General features: G+C 72.1%; 22 protein-coding genes. 14 read left to right on the forward strand and 8 right to left on the reverse strand.

The annotated features are described in order from the left end of the window. Positions 1–40: 40 nt before the first annotated feature. Together IE212_RS32535 and IE212_RS32540 are read right to left on the reverse strand one after the other, a co-directional pair. Positions 41–418, reverse strand: a complete 378-nt coding sequence (locus IE212_RS32535; protein WP_190201582.1) for a hypothetical protein — start codon at positions 416–418, stop codon at positions 41–43. A 261-nt stretch (positions 419–679) separates the two neighbouring features. Then, on the reverse strand, positions 680–1,597 hold the full coding sequence (locus IE212_RS32540) for a MurR/RpiR family transcriptional regulator (protein ID WP_190201583.1): 918 nt from the start codon (positions 1,595–1,597) through the stop codon (positions 680–682). A gap of 163 nt (positions 1,598–1,760) precedes the next feature. On the opposite strand from IE212_RS32540, the gene IE212_RS32545 reads away from it, so the two are divergent. After that, complete coding sequence (locus tag IE212_RS32545; RefSeq protein WP_190201584.1) at positions 1,761–1,922, forward strand: hypothetical protein; 162 nt, start codon at positions 1,761–1,763, stop codon at positions 1,920–1,922. Between the two features lie 55 nt (positions 1,923–1,977). Further along, positions 1,978–2,379, forward strand: a complete 402-nt coding sequence (locus tag IE212_RS32550) for a DUF3662 domain-containing protein (protein WP_190201585.1) — start codon at positions 1,978–1,980, stop codon at positions 2,377–2,379. 80 nt (positions 2,380–2,459) lie between these two features. Here the strand turns inward: IE212_RS32550 and IE212_RS32555 are convergent, their stop codons facing one another. After that, positions 2,460–4,376, reverse strand: coding sequence for a phosphatase PAP2 family protein (locus tag IE212_RS32555; RefSeq protein WP_190201586.1), 1,917 nt, complete (start codon positions 4,374–4,376; stop codon positions 2,460–2,462). Between the two features lie 140 nt (positions 4,377–4,516). Beyond that, positions 4,517–5,416 (reverse strand): BadF/BadG/BcrA/BcrD ATPase family protein, encoded by a 900-nt coding sequence (locus tag IE212_RS32560; RefSeq protein WP_190201587.1) that lies wholly within the window; start codon positions 5,414–5,416, stop codon positions 4,517–4,519. 282 nt (positions 5,417–5,698) lie between these two features. On the opposite strand from IE212_RS32560, the gene IE212_RS32565 reads away from it, so the two are divergent. From IE212_RS32565 to IE212_RS32590, 6 genes are all read left to right on the forward strand, one after another. After that, positions 5,699–6,832 carry an ROK family transcriptional regulator gene (locus IE212_RS32565; RefSeq protein ID WP_229864676.1) on the forward strand — a complete coding sequence of 378 codons (1,134 nt, stop codon included), beginning with the start codon at positions 5,699–5,701 and terminating at the stop codon, positions 6,830–6,832. 273 nt (positions 6,833–7,105) lie between these two features. After that, entirely contained in the window at positions 7,106–8,434 is a 1,329-nt protein-coding gene (locus IE212_RS32570; RefSeq protein ID WP_190201589.1) for an extracellular solute-binding protein, read from the forward strand. A 117-nt stretch (positions 8,435–8,551) separates the two neighbouring features. Beyond that, a complete protein-coding gene (locus IE212_RS32575; protein ID WP_190201590.1) occupies positions 8,552–9,463 on the forward strand; it encodes a carbohydrate ABC transporter permease in 912 nt (303 codons plus the stop codon). Then, positions 9,460–10,362, forward strand: coding sequence for a carbohydrate ABC transporter permease (locus IE212_RS32580; protein ID WP_190201591.1), 903 nt, complete (start codon positions 9,460–9,462; stop codon positions 10,360–10,362). The genes IE212_RS32575 and IE212_RS32580 overlap by 4 nt, the downstream gene beginning before the upstream one ends. Positions 10,363–10,413: 51 nt before the next feature. Further along, positions 10,414–12,246: a hypothetical protein gene (locus IE212_RS32585; RefSeq protein ID WP_190201592.1), complete on the forward strand. Its 1,833-nt coding sequence runs from the start codon at positions 10,414–10,416 to the stop codon at positions 12,244–12,246. A gap of 33 nt (positions 12,247–12,279) precedes the next feature. Then, entirely contained in the window at positions 12,280–12,465 is a 186-nt protein-coding gene (locus tag IE212_RS32590) for a hypothetical protein (protein ID WP_190201593.1), read from the forward strand. Positions 12,466–12,478: 13 nt separating this feature from the next. On the opposite strand, the gene IE212_RS32595 is transcribed toward IE212_RS32590, so the two are convergent. Next, positions 12,479–13,135 (reverse strand): nucleoside/nucleotide kinase family protein, encoded by a 657-nt coding sequence (locus IE212_RS32595; RefSeq protein ID WP_190201594.1) that lies wholly within the window; start codon positions 13,133–13,135, stop codon positions 12,479–12,481. Between the two features lie 64 nt (positions 13,136–13,199). On the opposite strand from IE212_RS32595, the gene IE212_RS32600 reads away from it, so the two are divergent. The 5 genes from IE212_RS32600 to IE212_RS32620 all read left to right on the forward strand — a co-directional run bounded on the left by IE212_RS32600 (position 13,200) and on the right by IE212_RS32620 (position 19,188). Beyond that, positions 13,200–13,595 carry a nuclear transport factor 2 family protein gene (locus IE212_RS32600; protein ID WP_190201595.1) on the forward strand — a complete coding sequence of 132 codons (396 nt, stop codon included), beginning with the start codon at positions 13,200–13,202 and terminating at the stop codon, positions 13,593–13,595. A gap of 57 nt (positions 13,596–13,652) precedes the next feature. Beyond that, positions 13,653–14,393 carry an HAD family hydrolase gene (locus IE212_RS32605; RefSeq protein WP_190201596.1) on the forward strand — a complete coding sequence of 247 codons (741 nt, stop codon included), beginning with the start codon at positions 13,653–13,655 and terminating at the stop codon, positions 14,391–14,393. Next, positions 14,390–16,753, forward strand: coding sequence for a glycoside hydrolase family 65 protein (locus IE212_RS32610; protein ID WP_190201597.1), 2,364 nt, complete (start codon positions 14,390–14,392; stop codon positions 16,751–16,753). Before IE212_RS32605 ends, IE212_RS32610 begins: the two co-directional genes overlap by 4 nt. Positions 16,754–16,896: 143 nt before the next feature. Beyond that, entirely contained in the window at positions 16,897–18,375 is a 1,479-nt protein-coding gene (locus IE212_RS32615) for a hypothetical protein (protein ID WP_190201611.1), read from the forward strand. Positions 18,376–18,699: 324 nt separating this feature from the next. Beyond that, positions 18,700–19,188, forward strand: a complete 489-nt coding sequence (locus IE212_RS32620; RefSeq protein ID WP_190201612.1) for a DUF5709 domain-containing protein — start codon at positions 18,700–18,702, stop codon at positions 19,186–19,188. 52 nt (positions 19,189–19,240) lie between these two features. Here the strand turns inward: IE212_RS32620 and IE212_RS32625 are convergent, their stop codons facing one another. Next, on the reverse strand, positions 19,241–19,447 hold the full coding sequence (locus IE212_RS32625; protein ID WP_190201598.1) for a hypothetical protein: 207 nt from the start codon (positions 19,445–19,447) through the stop codon (positions 19,241–19,243). 157 nt (positions 19,448–19,604) lie between these two features. Further along, a complete protein-coding gene (locus tag IE212_RS32630; RefSeq protein WP_190201599.1) occupies positions 19,605–20,720 on the reverse strand; it encodes a PP2C family protein-serine/threonine phosphatase in 1,116 nt (371 codons plus the stop codon). 265 nt (positions 20,721–20,985) lie between these two features. Between IE212_RS32630 and IE212_RS32635 the strand changes: the two genes are divergently transcribed. Beyond that, positions 20,986–21,885 (forward strand): GNAT family N-acetyltransferase, encoded by a 900-nt coding sequence (locus IE212_RS32635; RefSeq protein ID WP_190201600.1) that lies wholly within the window; start codon positions 20,986–20,988, stop codon positions 21,883–21,885. Here IE212_RS32635 and IE212_RS32640 read toward each other — a convergent pair. Then, positions 21,860–22,750: a Gfo/Idh/MocA family protein gene (locus IE212_RS32640; RefSeq protein ID WP_190201601.1), complete on the reverse strand. Its 891-nt coding sequence runs from the start codon at positions 22,748–22,750 to the stop codon at positions 21,860–21,862. The two genes, IE212_RS32635 and IE212_RS32640, sit on opposite strands and share 26 nt — an antisense overlap. Between the last annotated feature and the right edge of the window lie 132 nt (positions 22,751–22,882).

The raw sequence follows: 22,882 nt of genomic DNA on the forward strand, positions 1-22,882 counted from the left end.
GGTGCCACGCGCGGCGCGGCTCATGCCCCTGCCGGGCCCGCTACGGGCGGTTCGCCTCGACGAGGGCCTGGGTGACGGCCCGGACGCTGCGCGCGATGTGCTGCAACTGCATCACCTCGGCCGCGTACAGCTTGATCGTGTGCTCGATGACCCCCTCGTGGAGGCCGAGCCCGGGCAGGTCCGCGCGGGCGGTCTGCAGCGCGGTGCGGGCCACCCGGATCTCCTGCTGGACCTGGATCTGCGCGTGCCGGGCGAGAAGGACGGGGTGGCGGATGAACACGGGGTAGCCGGCGTAGCGCGCGGGAACCAGCTCGCGCAGCCACTTGGCCGCGGAGCGTTCCCAGTCGTAGCTTCCGGGGGTCTTGACCTGGCAGGGCCAGTCCGGGCTGATGCGCGTGGACGTCAGGGGCATGATCATCGCTTCCGGGTGTGCGGCGTCGTGAGGGTGGACGACGGGTCTGGGCGGGCCCCGGCCTAGGGGATGACCGGGGTCGCCACGGACACCCGGGACGCCGGAGCGGGTAGGACCCGGCCTCCAGGGTGCGGAACGGATCCGGAAGGGCCGGGTCGCGATCCGTGAGCAGTATTTATATATGCCATCCGGTTTTCAAGCCGCATGAAAACATTCATGCGCGCTTTGTTGTGAACGGCCCCGCTCCGTCGCCGCCGCGTGGGCCGCTCAGTCCCTCAGGAAGAAATGGTGCTGGTCGGCGACGTGCTCGTACTCCTCCAGCCGGGCCTGGGTGCGCTCCGGATCCGCGTCCGTCATGGCCTGGAGCAGTGCCGAGCACACCACGCCCGGGGCGGCGTAGGAGTCGAAGACCAGGCGCGACCCGGTCCCGGTGGCGAAGACGGCGTCGGCCTCGTCCGCGAGGGGCCCGAGCGCCAGGTCGGTGATCAGCGCGACCTTGAGCCCGGCACCGCGCGCGACCCGGACCGCTGTCAGGGTCTCCTGGGCGTGCCGGGGCATCGAGAACGCCAGCACCCAGGTGCCGCCCGCCTCACGCGACTGGAGCAGCGCGTCGTAGGCGACGCTGCCGCCCCGCGTCACGAGCCGCACGTCCGGGTGGATCCGGCGGGCGGCGTAGGCGAAGTACTCGGCCAGCGAGACGGAGATGCGCAGCCCCAGGACCGTGAGCGGCACCGACGACGACAGTTTGCGGCCGATGTCGATCACCCGGTTCGGGTCGGCGAAGTCCCGCCGCAGGTTCTCCAGGTTCTCGATCTCGGCGTCGACCGCCGCCTGCAGTTCGTTGCCCTGGTTCTCCTCGGCGGGGCCGCTCGCGAGGGTGCCGAGGGCGATCGACTGGAGCTTCTCCCGCAGCGCCGGGTAGCCGCTGAAGCCGACCGCCGAGGCGAACCGCGTCACCGAGGGCTGGCTCACGCCGACCCGTTCGGCCAGATCCGTGATCGACAGGAACGCCGCCTCGGTGATGTTCTCGATCAGGTACTGGGCGATGCGCCGCTGTCCAGGGGACAGGCGGGGCCGGTCGAAGAGCGCCCGCAGCTGGGCGGACGGAGAGACCTCCGCTTCCGGGGCGGCCTTCCCCGAGGTGATCGCGGATGCCTGTGCGCGTGCCTGCTGCGGCGATGGCACCGGTGCGCCTCCTTCGTCTCCCGCGGACGTTCAACATAGCTCACGCACGGGGGTGACCAGGGCTTACAGCACATGAGATCCACGGCGGGGGGATACCCGTGCGCCGGGCGGGAACCCGCCGCGGCAGAAGATCCCGAACACTCGACTACGAGGAGCCACCGCCATGACCGTCCCCGAGGAGAACCGGCCCAAGACCCAGACCACGGACGAAGTGCTGGAGCAGCAGGACGAGAGCCGGTCCCGGCCGCCGGGCGCGACCGGCCGCACCATGCGCGAGGCACTGGAGGAGGCGGAGGTGCGGCCCGACGACTACGACGAGCGGTAGCTCACCCGCAGGCCATCCCGACCGAACCGACGACGCTTCCGGCAGGTGAGAAGGTATGGGCGCACTGAGTGCGCTGGAAGAGACCCTGGAAAACCGATGGGAGGCCCTCTGGGCGCGGGTCCTCGACAAGGAGCCTGTCGAGGTCATCGACGCCCTGCGACGCGAGTGCGACGACAAGGCGGTGGTGTGCCGGGCGGGACGGGTCATGGTGCCCAACGCCTACGACGTGGAACTGGCCGACGGGGTGCACGAACACCTGGCTCGCCACGGCACCGACGTGGGACAGGCCATCACCGACAGCCTGTCCCGCCACGCGGAGCGCAGGGGCTACGAGTTCGCGGGCCCGCTTGCGGTGCATGTCGCGAAGTGCCCCGACATTCCCAACGGCCGCTACCGTGTCGCGAGTCGCGTCATGGAGCACGTGAGCGTGGACGGGTTCTTCGACGCGGCCCACTGAAGCCGGGCGCTCGACGGTGATGAAACGGGGCGGCTGCGCCGATCGATCCGCCCGGCCGCCCCGTCGTCTCGGTGCCGCCGTCACCGCCGCACGAGTCGCACCGACAGACCGTCAGCGGTGTACACGGGTATCGCCCGCAGCGTCTCGGAGTCCAGCTCGATCCGGTCGAACCGGCCACGCAGTGCCGGAGCCGACAGGACGGGGACGGTCGTACCCGCGGCCGGCGGCCGCTCGGCGTCGAGCCGCAGGGCCAGCACGCTGCCCCGGTCCAGCAGGATCCGCCGGCTCACCGTGAGCGCCGGCCCGTGGTTCCTGCGCAGTGGCAGCCGCAGCGTCGAGGCGCCCTCCTGGACGTAGGAGCCGCGCACCCGCAGGACCTTGTCCACGCGCAGGGTGCCGCCCGCGACCCGGACGTCGCCCTGCCCCAGGGCACCCGGCGACGCGGCGGCCAGTGTGCCCTCCGCGAGGAGCGTCCCGCCGTGGTAGCGGTTGTGGCCGGTGAGCGTGAGCGTGCCGGTGCCGCGCTTGGTGAGACCGCCGTCGCCCTCGATGTCGTTGCGCCAGCTGTCGGCCGCGTGGAAGCCGCCGGCCGCCGCGTCCAGCGTCACCGTGACGTCGGTGTCGAACGCGCCGTAGCCGTCCGCCGCCGCGAACAGGTTCAGCCGGCCCCACTGCTCGGACCCGTCCAGCAGGACGTGTCCGGCAGGCAGCGCGGTCGTCCGCAGCACCTCGCGCCGCTGGTCCGCGGTCAGGTACGGAAGCCGCGTCTCCAGCAGCACCTCCGCGCCCTTCGGCACGGTGAGCGGCTGGTCACGGCCGCGCCGGGGCAGGATGTACGTCAGCCGGGGCCGGGCCGCGCGGGCGTTGGCGTCCCGGTCGGCGTAGGGGTCGGTGCCGGTGCCCGCGGAGTGCGCGTACGCGTACAGGGTGTCGGCCGTGGTGCCGGTCCGCTCGGTGAAGTAGGCCAGGGCCTGGGCGCGGGCCGCCGCCTTGAGCTCGGCGTTCGCCGGGTCCGTCAGGGTCGCGGCGGCCAGCGCGGTGGCCATGATCCGGCCGCCGACCACGTCGACGGGGGAGTGCATGCCGGCCACGATCCGGGTGTGGGCGAGTTCCAGGGCGCGTGCCATCAGCTCCTGGAAACGCTCGGGAACCGCGTACGCGTAGGCCAGCGACGCCAGGTGCAGGGCGTTGGTGTGACCACTGGGGAAACCGCCGTCGTCGGCCGGCTTCTCGCCCCGCTGGCGCAGCAGCTGCGGGGCGACGACGACCTTCGACTCGTACACCGGGAAGCCGAACTCGTCCGTCCTTCCGGTGTCGACGACCTCGCTCTCCTCGTTCATCCGCCACGGGCGCGGGTACTGGAAGGCGAACTTGGCCGGGTTGCTGGAGGCCCAGTTGCCGCGCACGGTGTCCACCAGCCGGGCCACCTGGCCGAGTTCGGAATCGTACGAACCCGCGCCGAGCGCGGAGCCGGCCGGGGCGTCGGCGGGCACGGCATCGCTGATCTTGCCCGGCGGTGTGCCGTCCGGGGCGCTGGTGACGGACGTGACCGCCTTGGCCCCCGTCTTGTAGAGCGCGGCGAGCGGGCCGAGGCCGTCGATCATCGAGTAGCTCTGGTGCTGGCGGTCGATGACGAAGGCTTCCTTGGCCTCCGCCTCGGTGCGCTCGGCCGTGATCCGCTCGCAGTAGCGGATGTTGGCGCGCAGGACCTCCGGCATGAGCGGTACGCCCGTGTTCCAGGCGCCGGTCTTCCACACCTGGGCGAAGCCTCCCAGAACCCGCACGACGGCGTTGGTCTCGGGGGTCTGGTTCGTCATGACGTTGGTCTTGTAGTCGTCGACGAACGCGGCGGGAGCGGTGGCGGCCTTGGCGTCCGCGGCGCCCAGCCACCCGGCGAAGGCCGGAGCGGCGACCAGCGCCGCCGAGCCGCCCAGGGAGGCTCTGAGGAAACCCCTCCGGTTCAAGGTGGGGGAGTGGTGCCCGGCGGATGACGGCATGGGTGTGCCTCTCTTCAGTTCTGCGGCCGTGCGGCCGGGTAAGGTCGTGAGATCTTGCCTGATTCGAAGGCCGGGCGATGTCCGGTCGGCGAGGGTTGTGCGGCCGGGACGTGTGGCGCGGGTGAACGCGCGGCCCCGGCTCACAGGAGCGACCGCGCCAGCGCCACCGCGCCCTCGACCGGTGGCACCCGCAGGGGCCTGGCGCGGGCCGTGGGCACCGTTTCGGCCAGAGCGACGGTGAAGGCGTCGTACAGCGCGGGCTGGGACAGCACCGTGCCGCCCGCCACGACCACGTCGTCGACCGCGACACCGCGGGCGGCGAGCCGGGTGACCAGCGCGGCAAGCGCTCCACCCGCCTCGTCGATCACGGTCCGGGCCAGCGCGGAGCCGTCGGCGGCCGCCGCGAAGACGACGGGAGCGTGCCGGCCCCACTCGGCGGAGACCTCCGTGGCCTTCTCCAGGGCCGCGCCGAGCCCGGGTACCTCCGGCACGTCGAGCGCGGCGACGAGCCCGAGCGCGAGCGCGTCGGGCCGTTCCCCGCGGTCGTGGGCCGCCCACACGGCTCGTGCCGCCTCCCTAACGAGACCGGCGGCGCCGCCCTCGTCGCCGAGGACCGCGCCCCAGCCGCCCACCTGAACGGTGGTGCCGTCGGGCAGCCGCCCCACCGCCACCGAGCCGGTGCCGGCCACCAGGCCGACACCCTTGTCCAGTCCGGCCGCGGGGACGAGGAGCTGCGCGTCGCCCACCACCAGCGACGGCGCGTCGAAGTGCAGTCGGAGCGCGGCACCCAGCTGCGCGCACTGGCGGGGAGTCTCGCAGGCATGCCCGCCGACGGCCACCGCTGCGGGGCGTGAGCCCGCCGGAAGCGCGTCGGCGACCAGTGCGGCCAGCCACCCGGCGGCGGCCACCGGATCGTGCGGCCGCCAGCCGGCGCTCGCACGGACGTGGTCGGCCACGGGGGCGTCGCCCGCGAGCGCGCGCAGATGCGTCTTGGTGCCGCCGACGTCGATACCGACCACGAGGGGCGCGAAGTCCTGCACGGAACCTCTTTCGTCGTTGCGCTGTGCTGCGACGGCGGGCGAACCGTGCCTGAGGGACGGGCAGTTGAATGACTAGGGAAGCCCCGGGACGGGCTTCTGGCGGAGCACGGCAGGCGAGTACCGTGAACTTCGTTAGGAAGTTAACTAACGAAGTACAGTGCGTCAAGAGGAATCCCTTCGCCGCGTCCCGTGGAGACGACACGAGACGACACCAGACGATCCGAGACGATCGACCCGGGAGCGCGGCCCTTTACCCGTGTGGGGGAACTGTTGGAACCTGACGTGGCAAGAGCCCCCCGCCTGACCGAGAGCGCGGGCGCGGTGTTCGCCGTGCTGGCCGAGTGCGGCCGGGCGACCAGGCCGCAGCTCGCGAGCCTCGCGGGCCTGTCCAAGCCGACGGTGTCCTCCGCCGTCGCCGAACTGGAGGGTGTCCGGCTGGCCGCCCACTCCGGCACCGCCTCCAGCGGTACGGGACGCAACGCGGCCGTCTACCGTCTGGGGCCGGCCGCGGGGGCCGTGCTGGCCGTCGACCTCGGCCCCGCCCTCACCCGGGTCCGCGGCTGCGCCCTGGACGGCACCCTGCTCGCCGAGGCCACCGGCTCCCGGGCGGGCGCCGCCGAGGTCGTGCGCGAGGCGCTCGACGCGCTGCCCGCCGGCGCCCCGCTGCGGACCATCGTCGTCGCCGTCGGTGATGTCACCCCTCCGCGCAAGGAGGGCTCCGGGGTACGTCCGGCGACCGCGAAGGCCGGTCCCGTCTTCGACGCCGTGGCCGTCGCGCTGCCGCCGGGCGTCCCCGTCCACCTCGAGAACAACGTCAACTGCGCCGCCCTCGCCGAGCTGCACGAAGGCGCCGCCCGCGGCCGGAACACCTTCGGCTACCTGCGCATCGGCGTCGGTATCGGCCTCGGCATCGTCGTCGGCGGCCAGGTGCTGTCCGGCGCGAACGGCGCCGCCGGCGAGCTGGCCCGGCTGCCCTACCCGTGGGACGACGGACGCGAACCCCGCCACGAGGCCCTGGAGGAGTACATCGGCGCACGCTCCCTGCTGCGCCGCGCGGCCGAGGCCTGGCCGGACACCGACGGGCCGTGCCCCGGCACCGCCGAGCAGCTCTTCGCCCTGGCCGCACAGGGGCGTGCCGCCGCCCGGGCCGTCGTCGACCGCCATGCCGTGGACGTCGGCCGGCTGGCCGCCGCCGTGACCGCGGTACTCGACCCGGGGCTCGTCGTGCTGGGGGGCAGCACCGGCGCGTACCCGCAGCTCCTGCCCGGGGTCCGGGCCGAGCTCGCCCGGCTGAGCTGGCCCACCGAAGTCGTCAGCAGCACGCTCGGCGATCTGGGCACCGTCGTGGGCGCCGCCCGGCTCGCGGTCTCCCGAGGAGTCCAAACCGTGACCCAGGTCGTGGGGACGAAGGATTGACGGCTCCGACTCGATCTGCCAATGTCCGGACAAGCGCTTTCTGAGTCGGCCGGGACGCCGACTCCGGGTGAGCCTCCCGCCCGTACGCGAAGTACGGCAGACGCACGAGGGCGTGCTCGTGCGACGCCGGCCGTCATGGCCGGGGACCCCACCCGTCAAGGCGACGCGGCCGGGCGAGGCCGTGCCCCCGGAAAGCGAAACGTCCTTCACATGCACCCGTGCCGCCCTCGGCTGGCGCCGTGCTTCTTCCGCTACGAAGAAAAGGGATCGAAGATGATCAGTGTGGGTGTGCGGCGCTCCCGCCGACTCGGCCGCGGCGGCATACGTCGCGTGGTTCCCCTCGCTGCCGTGGCCACGGCAGGTGCCCTTCTCCTTTCCGCCTGCGGGTCGGGCTCCGACTCCGGCGGGACCTCCAAGTCGCTGACGTTCTGGATCTCCACGGTCCCGGGACAGGACGCGGGCTGGAAGAAGCTGGTGGCGCAGTACAAGAAGGAAAAGGGCGTCGCCGTCAAGCTCGTCAACATCCCCTACGAGGGCTACACGACGAAGCTGCACAACGCCGCCCAGGCGAACTCCCTGCCCGACGTGGCGGCCGTGCCGGCGCTGGACCCCATCTGGTCGAGCAAGCTGATCGACCTCAAGTCCATCGCCGGCAACAAGAGCTACAACATCAACGCCAACTTCCTCGCCAAGGACTCGTCCGGGAAGGTGCTGGCCATCCCCTCGGACGTCACCGCGTCCGGCATGTTCATCAACAAGTCGCTGTTCAAGAAGGCCGGTGTCTCCTTCCCGACCTCGCCGCAGAAGACCTGGACCTGGACAGAGTTCATCAAGGCGGCGAACAAGGTCCGCGAGAAGACCGGCGCCAAGTACTCGCTGACCTTCGACCAGTCGCCCTCCCGGCTGCGCGCCATGGTGTATGAGATGGGCGGGAAGTACGTCCACGCGGACTCCTCCGGCAAGTTCTCGGCGGACGCGGCGACCAAGAAGGCCGTCAACACCTTCGTCGGATGGAACGACAACAAGACCATGCCGAAGTCGGTGTGGACCAGCGGCGCCGACCCGGCCGCCATGTTCCAGAGCGGTGACGTGGTCGCCTACTGGTCCGGCGTGTGGCAGGTCGCCGCCTTCGCGGACAGCATCAAGAAGTTCGACTGGGCGAGCGTCCCGACCCCCGCCCAGCCGGTGCAGGCCAGCGACGTCAACGCCGGCGGCTTGATGGTCGGCTTCAACAACAACGAGGCAGCGGCCACCGCCGCGCAGAAGTTCCTGTCCTGGGTCTACGAGCCGGAAAACTACCGCACGCTGTGCGAGGCCTCCGGATTCCTGCCCGTGGAGAACGGTCTGAACCCGAAGTACCCCTTCACCTCCGAGGCGGCGCAGGCGGCGTTCAAGCTCTACAACGAGTCGATCCCGCTCTACGCCCCGATCTCCGGCTACTTCAACAACGCTCAGACGCAGTGGGTGCTGAAGGGCAAGAGCATCACCGAGGACCCGACCAAGACGGAACTCGGCAAGGCGATCAACGGCCAGCAGTCGCCCGGCAAGGCCCTGGAGAACATCGTGGCCGGCTACAACCAGCAGGTCGGCGGCGGTTCGTAGGCCGCGGGGCCGGGCGGCGGGGCGAGACTCCGCCGCCCGGCCCGCACGCGTCCTTCGTCGCCGGGCTCATGGCGTGAGCCCCTCTGCAACCCCTTCCACCAGCACGGAGTCAGGAAGATGACCATAAGCGCCCCGGACGTGTCCGCGAGCCCGCCCAGGAGACGCAGCAAGTACACCCTTGCACCGCTCGTCCTCATCGCGGCCAACGTCGTGCTCTTCGCGTTGTTCTTCGTTTGGCCTGCGGTGATCGGGCTTCTCTACTCCTTCACGAACTACACGGGCGTGGGGGTGTTCCAGTGGGTCGGACTGGACAACTACTCCCACCTGTTCGGGGACTCCACGTTCTACGACGCGCTGAGCCGGACGCTGCTGTACACCGTCCTCTTCGTCCCGCTGAACTTCGCGCTCTCGCTGCTCGCCGCCAACCTGGTGGTGAACAAGCACGCCAAGGGCTCGTCGATCGCCCGTGTCATCTTCTTCATCCCGTGGCTGCTGTCGCCCATCGTCGTGGGTGTCCTTTGGCGGTGGCTGTTCGGTGAGAACTTCGGACTGGTCAACTACGTCATCGAGGAGCTCGGCGGAGGCGCCGTTCCGTGGCAGTCGAACGCGGACCTGTCGCTGCTGGTGGTGGTGATGGCCGCAGCCTGGGCGTGGACGGGATTCACGATGCTGCTGTTCATCGCGGCGATCAAGAACGTCCCGGTGTCGTACTACGAGGCGGCCGAACTCGACGGCGCCGGTCCGTGGCGCAAGTTCATCAGCATCACGCTGCCGAGCATCGCGCCCACCTCGTTCATCGTCATCCTGCTCAACACGATCAACGCGATGAAGGAGTACCCGGTGTTCGTCGCCCTCAACAACGGCGGGCCCGGAACCTCGAACAACCTGCTCGTGCAGTACATCTATGAGACCGGCTTCAAACGGGGCCAGATCGGCTACGCGAGCGCCGCGTCGTTCGTCCTCATGCTCATCCTGATGGCCGTCGCGATCATCCAGCTGATCGTCAACCGGCGGGTGGAGAACCGATGACAACCACAGACATGCCACGCCCGCTCGACGCCGCAGCTGAGCAGCCCGTTCCCAGGCAGCGTCCCCGCAAGGCCGCGGGCGGCGGGTTCCGGCGGGCGGTGCCCGCGACGACACTGCTGTGGGTCCTGGCGTGCCTGTACGGGCTGCCGGTGCTGTGGTTCATCCTCAGCTCCCTCAAGCCGGCCAGTGACCTGTTCTCCTATCCGCTGACGCTGGTCCCGCACAACCCCACCCTGTCGGGATTCGAGGCGGCGTGGGACAGCGCCAACTTCTCCCAGTACTTCATCAACACGGCCATCGTGTGCGTGATCACGACGATCCTCACGGTGGGTGTCAGCTGCTGCACCGGGTACGCGCTGGCCAAGTACGACAACCGGTGGCTCAAGGCCTTCTTCCTCTGCATCCTGGCCACCACGATGCTGCCGGGCGAGGTCATGCTCGCACCGGAGTTCCTGGTGGTCCGCAACCTCGGCCTCTACAACTCGTTCGCCGGCATCATCCTCCCGGCCGTGCTCACGGCGACCGGATGCTTCATGTTCCGCCAGTTCTTCCTGACGGTTCCCGACGAACTCGTGGAAGCCGCGCGCATCGACGGCGCCCGCGAACTGTCGATCTTCGCGCGGATCATGGTGCCGCTCTCCCGGCCCATCATGCTGACCCTCGCCATCCTGTCCTTCCAGTGGCGGTGGAACGACTACATCTGGCCGCTGCTGATGCTCAACGACCCCAACAAGTTCACCGTGCAGATCGGCATCCAGAGCATCGTCGGCGCGCAGAACATCAACTGGTCGGTACTGCTCGGCGCGTCGGTCATCTCCATGATCCCCCTGATCGCCGTCTTCCTGGTCTTCCAGCGCTACGTCATGGGCGCCGACATCAACGCCGGACTGAAGGACTGACCGTGCCCACCCGCTCCACGGCCACCTCAGGCATGAAGGGCTGATCCACCCGTGCACCTCCCTCGCCAGCTCGGCCCGCTGCACGACCTGCCGGACACCCCGGAGGCGTACGACGCCGTCCTCGCCGACGTCACCGAGCAGGCCCTGGCCCGCATGACGCCGGAGGGCAACCTCGAACACCCCGACTGCGCCGACGACATCGGCGACACCTCCCTCGGCGTCACCTCCCTGCTCGCCCTCGCCTGGCAGCGGAGCAAGGACCCGCGCCTGCCGGAGGCGGTCCGCCGCAGCCTCGCCTTCCACCTGCGCGAGCGGGTGTACCGGGAGGACAACCCCGGCTACCCGAACCTCCGGGTGCGCGATTCGCGTCTGCCCTACGCCCGGTACGTCCTCGCCCCCGGCGCACACCCCATCGGCGACTGGCCGAGCACGGTGTGGGCGCTGCTCCAGGCCGTCAACGTGCTGGACACCGCCGACGGGCTGGTCGACGACGACCGGCGCGCCGAACTCACCAAGGTCGCGCACGGCTACTGGCGCTGGCTGACCGAGGCGACCTTCTTCAACCCGCAGGAGGCCGGAAACCAGGCCATCGGCTGTGTCGTCGGCGGTCTGATGCTGGCCCGCCACCTGCCGCCCGGCGAGGGGGAGCGGGTCCGCTCCCGCGCGATCGGCCTGTACGTCGACGAGATCCGCGCCCACCGGGTCCGGGACCGCGGCGCGCTCCTGCCACCCGAGCACGGCGGCGCCTACGACAACAACTACGGCCCGATCTCCCTGTCCTTCCTCGCCCAGGCCCACCGGGTCAGCGGAGAGGAGATCTTCGCCGAGGACGGCGACGCGCTCGCCCGTTACATCGACGCCCGTCTCACGGGCGGCGGCTTCGACAACGGGGGGCCGCGCTACAGCGAGCAGCACTCCGCCTTCGAGTCGGTGCTGGGCATGCGCTACTTCGGCGCCCGCATCGGTTCCGACCTGGGCCGCTACCGGGGCGACAGCCGCTGGGCCCGGCACGCGGTCAAGGCGGACGGCGGCGTCGACGGGCACTTCGCGTGGATGCTGGTCTGGCAGATCCAGGACACCACGCGCTGGCACCGCACCCCGTCCACGACCCCGGCCCGGCACCAGTTGCGCGCGGGCTCGGTGTCGGTGGCCTTCGACGACCGGATGACCCCTTCGCTGGTGGAGGCGGCCGGAAGGTACTACCTCCCGGCCGCAGTCAACCGTCAGCACGGCTTCGGCCCGGTGATCGACGGCTTCCTGCTGTGCCGCCCGATGGGCGAGGTCCGCGTGCGGGACGTCACCACCGGCGGGCTGAAGGCCAAGCTGGTCACCAAGCCGGTCGTGGGCCGTGACCACGTGCTGCGCCACGTCCAGTCCCTGTACGTCACCGACGGCACGAGCCTGTGGACGACGGTCGCCGTGGAGCGTCTCCCGGGCACGCCGTACCTGCTCGCCGGCCTGCCGTACGCCATGGACGACGGCGACCGGGTCCGCAGGACCGCCGAACCCCGGGTGACCGCGGCCGGCGACCTGCGCCTGACCCACCCGGCTGCGAACGACCCGCACCACTTCGACTCCCGCACGGACACCACCCAGGAACAGGCCGCCTTCGCCCTGGCCGCCGATCCCCGCGGCTACGGCAACCCGGACCAGGGCTGGAGCCACCTGGTGGCCTCGTCCGCACTGGAAGCCGGGCCGGCCCCCGGCGCCCCCGGGGACCTGCATGTCTTCGCCGTGCGCTACGGCCCGGACGACGGCGTCTTCGCCCCCGCGTTCGAGCGTGACGGCACGGCACTGACGGTCCGCACGGAAGCGTTCACGGCCGTGATCGGCGACGCGGCGGGCGACGCGCACGGGGAACCGGAGCTGACGCTGTCGGAGTGAGGCCGCCGGGCCTCACCTCCCGCCGGCGGCGGGGTGGCCCTCAGCCGGGAGATCGCAGCCGCGCCGGCGGGCGGCACCGCGCCGCTCGTCGCGGCCGCGCTGCTGGAGGCGGTCGGTGGGTACCCCTGGCCGGTGGCCCTGTACATGATCGTGCTGCCGCTGGTCAGCGCTTCGGCGGTAGCGCTGCTGCACGGCTTCGGAAGAGGGCGCACGACCTGACCGTGCGGACGGTTCAGGCCTCCACCCGCCGCAGTGCCGATTCCGGCACCACCAGGTCCGCTCGCTCCCGGGTCGCCGCCACCAGCCCGGCGTTGGGCTCGTCCGAGCGGCGCACCCAGGCCACCGCCTCCTCATGACTCTTGCCGAACTGCTCGTGCCGGGCGACCAGCCGCCGGACCCGCTCCGGCTCGGGCAGTTCGCAGAACCACACCTCGTCGAGCTCCGGGCGGACGCGGGCCCAGGCGCCGGTGTCCAGGAGCAGGTAGTTGCCCTCCGTCACGATGAGCCGGGCCGTAGCCGGGACCGGGATCGCCCCCGCGATCGGCTGCTCCAGGACGCGTTCGAAGCCGGGCGCGTACACGACGTCCTCGGCCGGTTCCTCGCGCAGGCGCCGCAGCAGGGCCGCGTACCCGGCGGCGTCGAACGTGTCGGGCGCGCCCTTGCGGTCCCGGCGGCCCAGCCGCTCCAGTTCGATGTCGGCGAGGTGGAAGCCGTCCATGGGGACGTGCGCGACCCACGGCACACCGGCCCCGTTCAGCTCCCGCACCAGATGCTCGGCGAGCGTCGACTTGCCCGCGCCGGGGCTGCCGGCGATGCCGAGGACCGCGCGCCGGCCGCCCCGCGGGAGGGCACGGGCACGGAGGACGAGGTCGTCGAAGGTGAGCGGCACACAGCAGAGTGTGTCACCCTGCGCCCAGGCCGTCCGACAGAGGGAGGGAGAAGGGAGCAGCACCGTGTCCGACGACGAAACACGGATCCGCGCACTGATCACCCACTGGGCCGAAGCCGTCCACCACGGCGACCTCGACGGCGTCCTCGCGGACCACGCCCAGGACATCGTCATGTACGACGTACCGCCGCCCCACGAGGGCATCCACGGACTGGCCGCCTACGGCGCGGCCTGGCCCCCGTTCTTCGACTGGCAGGCCCAGGGCGCGAGCTTCGAGATCGACACCCTGGACGTCACCGCCGGCACCGACACCGCCTACGCGCACGCTCTGCTGCGCTGCGGCACCCCCGCGGAACTGGCCCAATGCCCCGGTCTGAGGCTGCGGCTGACGTTCGGTCTGCGCAAGGAGCACGGGCGCTGGCTGGTGGCACACGAACATCACTCCTTCCCCCACGACTGACGTCGGTGTGGCGTGCGCCACTCAGTGGATGCCGCCCGGCTGGGGAACCGGTCCTGTATGACGCAGCTCGGTCTTCCCGACGACATCCACGCCTGCCTCTTCGACCTCGACGGGGTCGTCACCAAGACGGCCGTCGTCCACGCGGCCGCCTGGAAGGAGATGTTCGACGCCTACCTGCGCGAGCGCGACGGCGAGGACTACCGGCCGTTCGACGCCGCGGCCGACTACGACGAGTACGTCGACGGCCGGCCACGAGCCGACGGCGTCCGCACCTTCCTCGCCTCCCGCGGCATCGACCTGCCCGACGGCGAACCCGACGACCCGCCCGGCGCGCAGACCGTCCACGGGCTCGGCAACCGCAAGAACGAGCTGGTCCTTCAGAAGATCCGCACCGACGGCGTCGAGGCCTACGAGGGCACCCTGCGCTATCTGGAGGCGGTCCGCGCCCACGGGCTGAGCACCGCCATCGTCTCCTCCAGCGCCAACTGCCGTGACGTGCTGCGGTCGATCGGCGCCGAGCACTTCTTCGACGTACGCATCGACGGCGTCGTCGCCGCCGAGCGGAAGCTGCCCGGCAAGCCGAACCCCGACACGTTCCTGGCCGCCGCCGAGGACCTCGGCGTCCAGCCGTCCGAGGCGGCCGTCTTCGAGGACGCCCTGGCCGGCATGGACGCGGGCCGCGCGGGCCGCTTCGGCTACGTCGTCGGCGTCGACCGCGTCGGACAGACCGACGCGCTGTACGCGCACGGCGCCGACATCGTGGTGAAGGACCTGGCGGAACTGGGGGGCACGGAGTGATCACACAGCGGGCGTACGACGTCGAGCCCTGGACGGTGCGAGAGACGCGACTCGACCTCGACGTCCTGGCCCAGAGCGAGTCCGTGTTCGCCCTGTCCAACGGCCACATCGGCTGGCGCGGCAACCTGGACGAGGGCGAACCGCACGGCCTGCCGGGTTCCTACCTCAACGGCGTCCACGAACTGCACCCCCTGCCGTACGCCGAGGCCGGTTACGGCTACCCCGAGTCCGGCCAGACGTCCATCAACGTCACCAACGGCAAGGTGCTGCGCCTGCTGGTCGACGACGAGCCGTTCGACCTGCGCTACGGGCGGCTCGTCAGCCATGAGCGGACCCTCGACCTGCGGCGTGGCGTGCTGGAACGGGTCTGCGAGTGGACCTCCCCGGCAGGTTCGACCGTCCGGGTGCGCTCCACACGGCTGGTCTCCCTCACCCAGCGGGCGATCGCCGCCGTGGCGTACGAGGTGGAGCCCGTCGACAGCCGTACCCGTGTGGTCGTCCAGTCGGAACTGGTGGCCAACGAGAGCCTGCCCGACCCGGACGGCGACCCCCGGGCCGCCAAGGCGCTCAAGTCGCCGCTGGAACCGGAGGAGGACCTCGCCTCGGGCAGCCGGCTGCGCCTGGTCCACCGCACCCGCCGCAGCGGCCTGAGGGTCGCGGTGGCCGCCGACCATCACGTCACCGGCCCCGAACGGACCACCACGAGCAGCGAGAGCAACGTGGACGTGGCCCGGCTGACCATCACCTCCGAGCTGGAGCCGGGGGAGCGGCTGCGGGTGGAGAAGCTGGTCGCGCACGGCTGGTCCGGCGTCCGCTCCCGCCCCGCGATGAGCGACCAGGTGGAGGCGGCGCTGGCGGCGGCCGGTCACAGCGGCTGGGAGGGGCTCCTGGAGGACCAGCGGGCCTACCTCGACGACTTCTGGGCACGGGCCGACGTCGAGATCGACGGCGACGAGGAGATCCAGCAGGCGGTCCGGTTCGCCCTCTTCCACGTCCTCCAGGCCGGCGCCCGCGCCGAGCAGCGCGCCATACCCGCCAAGGGGCTCACCGGCTCCGGTTACGACGGCCACGCCTTCTGGGACACCGAGGCGTTCGTCCTGCCCCTGCTGACCTACACCGCGCCGCAGGCCGCCGCCGAGGCCCTGCGCTGGCGCCTGGACACCCTGCCCGCCGCCCGGGAGCGCGCGACCCAGCTCGGCCTGCGCGGCGCCGCGTTCCCCTGGCGCACCATCGAGGGTTCCGAGGGCTCCGCGTACTGGCCGGCCGGCACGGCCGCCTTCCACGTCGGCGCCGACATCGCCGACGCCGTGGTCCGGTACGTGATGGCCACCGGCGACGAGGAGTTCGAACGGGAAGTCGGCGTGGAGCTGCTGGTGGAGACCGCCCGTCTGTGGCGCTCCCTCGGCCACCACGACGACCGGGGCGTCTTCCACATCGACGGCGTCACCGGGCCCGACGAGTACAGCGCGATAGCCGACGACAACACGTACACCAACCTCATGGCCCGGGCGAACCTGCTGGCCGCCGCCGACGCCTGCAAACGCCACCCCGACGAGGCGGCGCGGCTCGGCGCCGACGAGGAGGAGATGGCCGCCTGGCGCGACGCCGCCGAGGCCGTGCACGTCCCCTACAACGACGAACTCGGCGTGCACGAACAGCACGCCGGCTTCACCCGGTACCAGCGCTGGGACTTCGCCCGCACCCGCCCGGACCAGTACCCGCTGATGCTGCACTTCCCCTACTTCGACCTGTACCGCAAGCAGGTGATCAAGCAGGCCGACTTGGTGCTGGCGATGTACACCTGCGGCAGCTACTTCGAGGGGGACTTCGACGACAACGCCGAGGAGCAGATCGCCCGCAACTTCGCCTACTACGAGCCGCTGACCGTCCGGGACTCCTCCCTGTCCGCCTGCGTCCAGGCCGTCATGGCCGCCCGGACCGGTCATCTCGACCTGGCCTGCGCCTACACCGCCGAGGCCGCCCTGATGGACCTGGGGGACCTGGAGCACAACACCCGCGACGGGCTGCACATCGCCTCGCTGGCCGGCACCTGGATGGCGCTGGTCGCCGGGTTCGGCGGCATGCGCTGCACGGACGGCGGCCTGCGGTTCGCCCCACGCCTGCCCGAGCGGTACAGCCGTCTGGCGTTCACGGTGGGCTTCCTCGGCCGGTGCCTGCGCGTGGAACTGACCGCCGGCGAGGCCACGTACACCCTGCGGTCCGGCCCGCCCCTGACGATCCGTCATCACGGCACCGAGCTCACGGTGAGCGAGGACGCCGCCGTCACCCGTCCCGTCCCGCCGCTGACACAGCGCCCGGCCCCCGAGCAGCCCCCGCACCGCGCCCCGAACACCCACTGAACGGATCACGTCAGGCACTTGGCCGTATTCCACCCTGCATCACCCCACCCCGCGGGTTAGCTTGTCCGTGTTTCTGATCATCGGCCTCAGCCCTGCGGGCGGTGGGCCGAAGGGGCCTGTGGCGTGCAGGGGAAGGGTGGATGATGGCCGACGGCGCGAACGCCATCCTCGTCCGGCGGCGAAGACGCGAACAGGTGACCGGGCCGGGCGTGATGGGCGGCCACCGCGGCGACCGGCCGCTCGCCGCGGTGGCCGCCGTCTTCACCGTCGCGCAGCTCGCGCTGGTCCGGCCCGTGCTGGGCCTCGGCTGGGACGAGATCGTCTATGTCAGCCAGGTCACCTCCCACCACCCGGCGGCCTTCTTCAGTGCGCCGCGTTCCCGGGGTGTCTCCCTGCTCGTGGCGCCCGTCGCGTCCTGGTCGCCCTCCGTACCGCTGCTGCGCGTCTACCTCGCGCTGTTGTCCGGGCTCGCCCTCTACCTGGCCCTGCGGGCCTGGCGCGGCCTGTTCCCGACCCGCGTCCTGGCCGTCGGCGGCGCGCTCTTCGCCTCCCTGTGGGTCACCCTGTTCTACGGTCCGCAGGCCATGCCCAACTACTGGGTGGCGATCGGTGCCCTGATCAGCGTGGGCTGCTTCCTGCGGGCCCGGACGAAACGTTCCGCCGGAAGGGCCCTGTGGGGCCTCGCGGCAGGTGCCGCGCTCATGGCGTGGATGCGCCCCACCGACGCCGTCTACGTGACCGTGCCCCTGCTCGTCCTCGCCCTGGCGCGCCGCCACCGGCGTCTGCTCCTCGCGCTCGCTGTGGGCCTCGCGGCGGGCGCCGTCCCGTGGGTGATCGAGGCCTACGCCGGTCATGGCGGTCTGGGGCAGCGGCTGTCGGAGGCCTCCCGCATCCAGGGCGGGCTCGGCTGGCAGATCGCCGTCGACGACCAGTTGCGCAGCCTGGGCGGGCGGGCCCTGTGCCGGCCGTGCACCGGCTCGATGCCCAACCCGCTGGTCATGCTGTGGTGGTTCGTCCTGCCCGTACTCGCCGGACTCGGGCTTCTCATCGCCGCCCGGGCCCGGCGCCTGAGCCGGACCCTGGTCCCGCTGGCCTGTGCGACCACCGCCGCCCTGCCGTACCTGTTCATGATCGGCTACGCCGCGCCCCGCTTCCTCCAGCCGGCCTACGCCCTGCTCGCGATCCCCGTCGGCGACGCCCTGTGGCATCTGGCCAGGGACCCGGGCGGGAAGTGGCGGCCGGTCGCCGCCTCACTGGTCGCGCTCGGTCTGGCCGGGCACCTGGCGGTGCAGATCGCCGTCCTGCACGGCGCCGTGTCCCGCAACACCGACAACCGCCGTGACTGGGACCGCACCGCCGACGCGCTGCACCGCCTCGGCGTCCGCCCGCCCTGCCTGATCATCGGCAACGAGGCCATCCCGATCGGCTACTACGCCGGCTGCTCGTCGGGCGCGACATCGGGCAACAACGAGAACACCACCCCGGCGGAGGTCCAGCGCACGGCGGACCGTCTCCCGGTCGCCCACCTGACCTCGGCCGGCGGTACTCCGCCCGGCTACGCCCGGACCTGGCCCGTCCACCGGATCTCGGACCTCGACGTCCGCGTCGCACCCGGCCCCTGACGTCTCGAGCCGCACGGGGCGTGTTTCCGGTGCGCCCGGTTCAGGGGGAGCGCAGCCGCGAGACGGAGGGGAGTCCTCAACGCCCTCGGCCACGCCGTCGTCGCCCTGGTGGACGCGGGGCCCGGCCCGGCGGGAGCGGGCGCCGCACTCTGTCAGAAGCCGGTCACACCACGTGTGCGAGTGAGGACGGCCTCACGCGCTCCCGGCCGAAGGCCGCCACCGGTCGAGGTTAGAGGCCGCGTAACGGGAAACGCGGATCTGGCACATGTGACTGACGAGTCGACGCAGCGCGACAGGGAGGCAGAAGTGATGGGCACGGAACCGATGCGCTCCGAACCGATGGCGGACGACGCGTACCAGCCCACCGGGAGCAACGAGGAGCAGGAGGACGCCGCGCCGCTGGACCTCCAGGACGCCGTCGACGAACGGACCTACGACGACACCCTCGACGAGGGCTACTCCCCGCCGGAGAAGCCGCTCGGGGTGACCAAGCGCGGTACCACCGCCGCCGAGCAGCGCGAGGGCGAGACCCTCGACGAACGCCTGGCCCAGGAGGTCTCCGACGTGTCGGCCGAACCCCTCGGGGACGGTGTCGGCGACACCCCCGACAGCGACGGCGAACCCGTCGACCCGGAAGCGGGGACCAGCCGCGCCGGGCGTCTGGTCGCCCCCGACGAGGGGGCCCACTCCGACACGACGAAGGAGACCGTCGCGGCGGACGTGGGCATCGACGGCGGCGCGGCCGGTGCGGAGGAGGCGGCGGTCCATGTGGTGGAGGACGACGCACTGCCCGAGGAGGACGGCAGGGCGTGAGCCCCCGGCACCCCGCCCGCCCGGGCCTGTGGGCCCGGGCGGGCGCGCACGCCTATGGCAACAGCTTCTCCAGCGCCGCCGGGCCCTCCGCCGCCAGCTTGCGCCGGGCCCATTCGAGGTTGTGCGGGGTGAGGTCCTTCCCCGAGGCGAGGACGAGGTCCTCCGGGGACACGTCGGTTCCGGTGCGGGCGTGGAGCAGGCGGTCCGGGGTGGTGCGGTCCTCGGGCGGCGGGGACGCGTGGGGCTGTGACGTCGACATGTTCTCTGCTCCTAGGGTCCGGATCACTGGTGCGGCCCCGGTGCTGAAAAAAGGGTCCGATAACACCATTCAACGCGCGGGCCCGGCGTGCATCCGGAAGAGCCCGGGCCGTGAGCGCCGGTTCCGGCGCTGTCGGCGTCGCCCGCGGCGGCCGCCCTCAAGACGCGCCGTGCGGGCGGGGCGCGAGCACGAGCATCGTGACGTCGTCCCGGACGTCCGGGCAGTGCCGCACCAGATCCGTCCACACCCGCTCGGCCAGCGCGGCCGGGTCCGCGTCGGAGAGTCCCGGCAGCCGCTCGGTCAGCGGGTAGAACGCGCCGTCGGAGTCCCTGGCCTCGGTGACACCGTCCGACGCCAGGAAGAGCCGGTCACCGGCCCGCAGCCGCACCGGGACGACCCTCGGCAAAGCGGCCTCGACGAGGCCCAGCCCGAGCGGCGTGCCCGGCTCGACATCCAGCTCGACGGCCCGCCCGTCACGCAGCAGCAGCGGCCCGGACTGCCCGCACGCCACGATCCGCACCACGTCCCCGTCGGCTGAGAAGTCCAGCAGCACCGCCGTCGCGAACAACTCGGCATGCGGCTCCGCCGCGGAGTCCACGGCCAGCCTGCGGTCGAGCCGGGCCGCCACCGCCTCCGGATCCGGCTGGTCCAGCACCGCTTCGCGGAACGCCCCCAGCAGTGACGCGACCGTGGCGACGGCCGACAGTCCGTGTCCCTGGACATCGCCCATGACCGCCCGGATGCCGTAGGGGCCCGCCCGCACGTCGAAGAAGTCGCCTCCGACCAGCGTTCCGCTCTGCGCCGCCCGGTACAGCCCGGCGCACCGCACCGGCCCCACCCGCTCCGGCAGCGGCGGCACCACGGCCCGCTGCGCGGCCTCGGCCACGGCCCGTTCGAAGACCAGCTGGGCGTCACGCCGGCTGCGGACGAACGACAGCAGCACACTCAGCAGCGCGACGAAGCACACGGTCAGCACATCGGTGCTGCCCGGGTCGTTCAGACGGAAGAACGGAACCGTCAGCACGACCACCGACAGGGCGCCGAGCGCCGCCGTCGCGACCGGCCCGTGGGCCAGCACCGCCAGCGGCGGGATCGCGCCCAGCAGGAAGCCGATGTCGAGCGGCTCCGAACTGATCAGCTCCGCCGCGCACACGCCCACCAGCAGCGCCGTCGGCAGCACCCGCGCCCACAGCGGCGGCGGTGCGCCGCGCAGCCAGCCGCGCCGGTCCGGGCCCCTGCCCCGGCGCGGCGACAGGCCGCGCGCACTGCTCACACCACCACGCTGCTACGCCCCACCGGGCGCCGCACGCCGGGTCGGCCGCCCGGCCGCCCCTCAACGGCCACTCGAGCTCGGCGGATAAATCGATGGACGGCCCGCCGGGAGCCCCGTAGCGTGTGGTGCGCCACGCCCGAGATCAGTGGAAGGAGGGCGGAGCCGTGCAGTTCACACCGTTCCCGCGCTCCCTCCCCGTTGTCCCGGCGTGCGCTGACTGACCGACCGGGAGCGCTCTGTGCAGCAAGCATCCCGGAGGAATCCCGTGACCGATGTGGTCATCCGCGCGCTCGACGCGAGCGACGCCGCTCTTTTCGACAGCATGCCCGACCCGCTGGGCGCCCGTGAGGGCCACCGACTGACGCGGCACCGCCCCGAATGGAAACGGGTGGCGCTGCGCGACGGCCGTGTCGTCGCCCGCGGCGCCTGGTGGGGCGGCCCCGACGACACCGAGCCCGTCAACGTCAACTGGTTCGACGTGGCGGAGGGCGAGGAGGAAGCGGGCGCCGCGCTCCTGGCCTCCGCCCCCTGGCAGGTGGAGCTGGAGCTGAACCTGCCCTCGGGCTGGCGCGACGACACGGCCCTGCGCGGTGCCGCCGACACGCGGATCACCGCAGCCCGGAAGGCCGGCTACGACCTCCTGGTGGAACGCCTCATGTACCGCTGGACCCCCGGCCACGGCCTGCCCGAGCGGCCCGGGCGTCTGGTGTTCCGCTCCGAACCGGACGACGCCGTGTTCTTCGACGCGCTGCGCCGGATCCACTCCGCCACCCTGGACGCGCACGCGCTGAAGGCCATCGAGCAGGGCGGACTCGACCAGGCGGCTCAGGAGGAGCTCGACTTCTTCCACTGGTGCCCCTCGCCCCGGCAGTGGTGGCAGGTCGCCCACACGCCGCAGGGTGAACCGGTCGGCATCCACATCCCGGCCCACAACCCGTCGGGCCCGTGCATCGGCTTCATCGGGGTGCTGCCCGAGCAGCGGGGCCGCGGCTACGCGTACGACCTGCTCGCCGAGTGCACGCACTTCCTGGTCGAACACGGCGCCGAGTTCGTCGCCGCCGCCACGGACCGGGGCAACGTCCCCATGGCCACGAACTTCGCCAAGGCCGGTTTCCCGGTGGTCAAAGAGCGGCTCAACTTCACGTCTCCTGCCACCCACGGCTGAGCAGGCCCTGGGCCGCAGTGAGGATCTCCGTGACCCGCAGCCCGAAGGCGGCGTCGCACGCGTGCGGGCGGCCGCCCCGGGCCGCGGCGAGCAGGGCGTCCGCGGCCCGCGTCAGTGCCGGGACCGCCCCCTCGGCGCTCTCCGGCAGGACCGCGACCCCGGCCTCCCCCCGGAGTTCCACGGCGGCCCCGGCCGCGGCCGGCGGCGCCGTCAGGCTCAGGGCGAGGGTGCTCGACGCGCCGCCGGCGTGGTCGAGGACGACATGGACCGTGTCCCCGGGGCCGTACGCGGCCGCGGTCACGCGCCGCACGTCGCCGAGCACCGGCAGCAGAACGGACAGGGCGTGCGGCCCGACGTCCCACAGCGCGCCCTTCTCCCGCCGCCACGGCGTCGCGAACGGGCTCTCGCTGGTGAACACCGAGCCGAGCCACTGCGCGCGGCCGGTGAACCACCCCGGCACGCCGGCCTGTTCGGTGATCCATGCTTCCGGCTCGGGCTGGAAGCGGGCGGTGAAGAACACGACCGAGGCGACGCCCGCCTCCGCCACGGCCTCGACGACGGCCCGGCCCTGCTCCACCGTCGGTGCGAGCGGCTTGTCGAGCAGCAGATGACACCCGGCCCGGGCGGCACGCGCCGCGAGCCCGGCCTGGACGTCCGGAGGCAGTGCCACGGCGACGGCGTCCACGTCGCCGAACAGTTCGTCGACGTCGTCGTAGGCCCTGACCCGGTGCCGCTCGGCCAGCTCCTTCGCGGCCTCGGGGCGACGGCCCCACACCCCCGCGAAGTCCAGCTTCCGGTGCCCGCTCAACGCGGGTGCGTGGGCCATCCGCGCCCAGGGTCCGGTGCCGAGCAGTCCTATGCGCATGCCGCCGCCTCTCCACGTGCCGAAACCTCAGGGCGACCGGTTCCGGACCCGCCGCTCGGCGTAGAGCGTGTCACAGGGGACCGGCCGCCGTGCGGCCCGGACAGCGGGAAATTCCGCGGAACCGTCGTCCTC

Source organism: Streptomyces djakartensis (assembly GCF_014651075.1).
GTDB classification, from domain to species: domain Bacteria; phylum Actinomycetota; class Actinomycetes; order Streptomycetales; family Streptomycetaceae; genus Streptomyces; species Streptomyces djakartensis.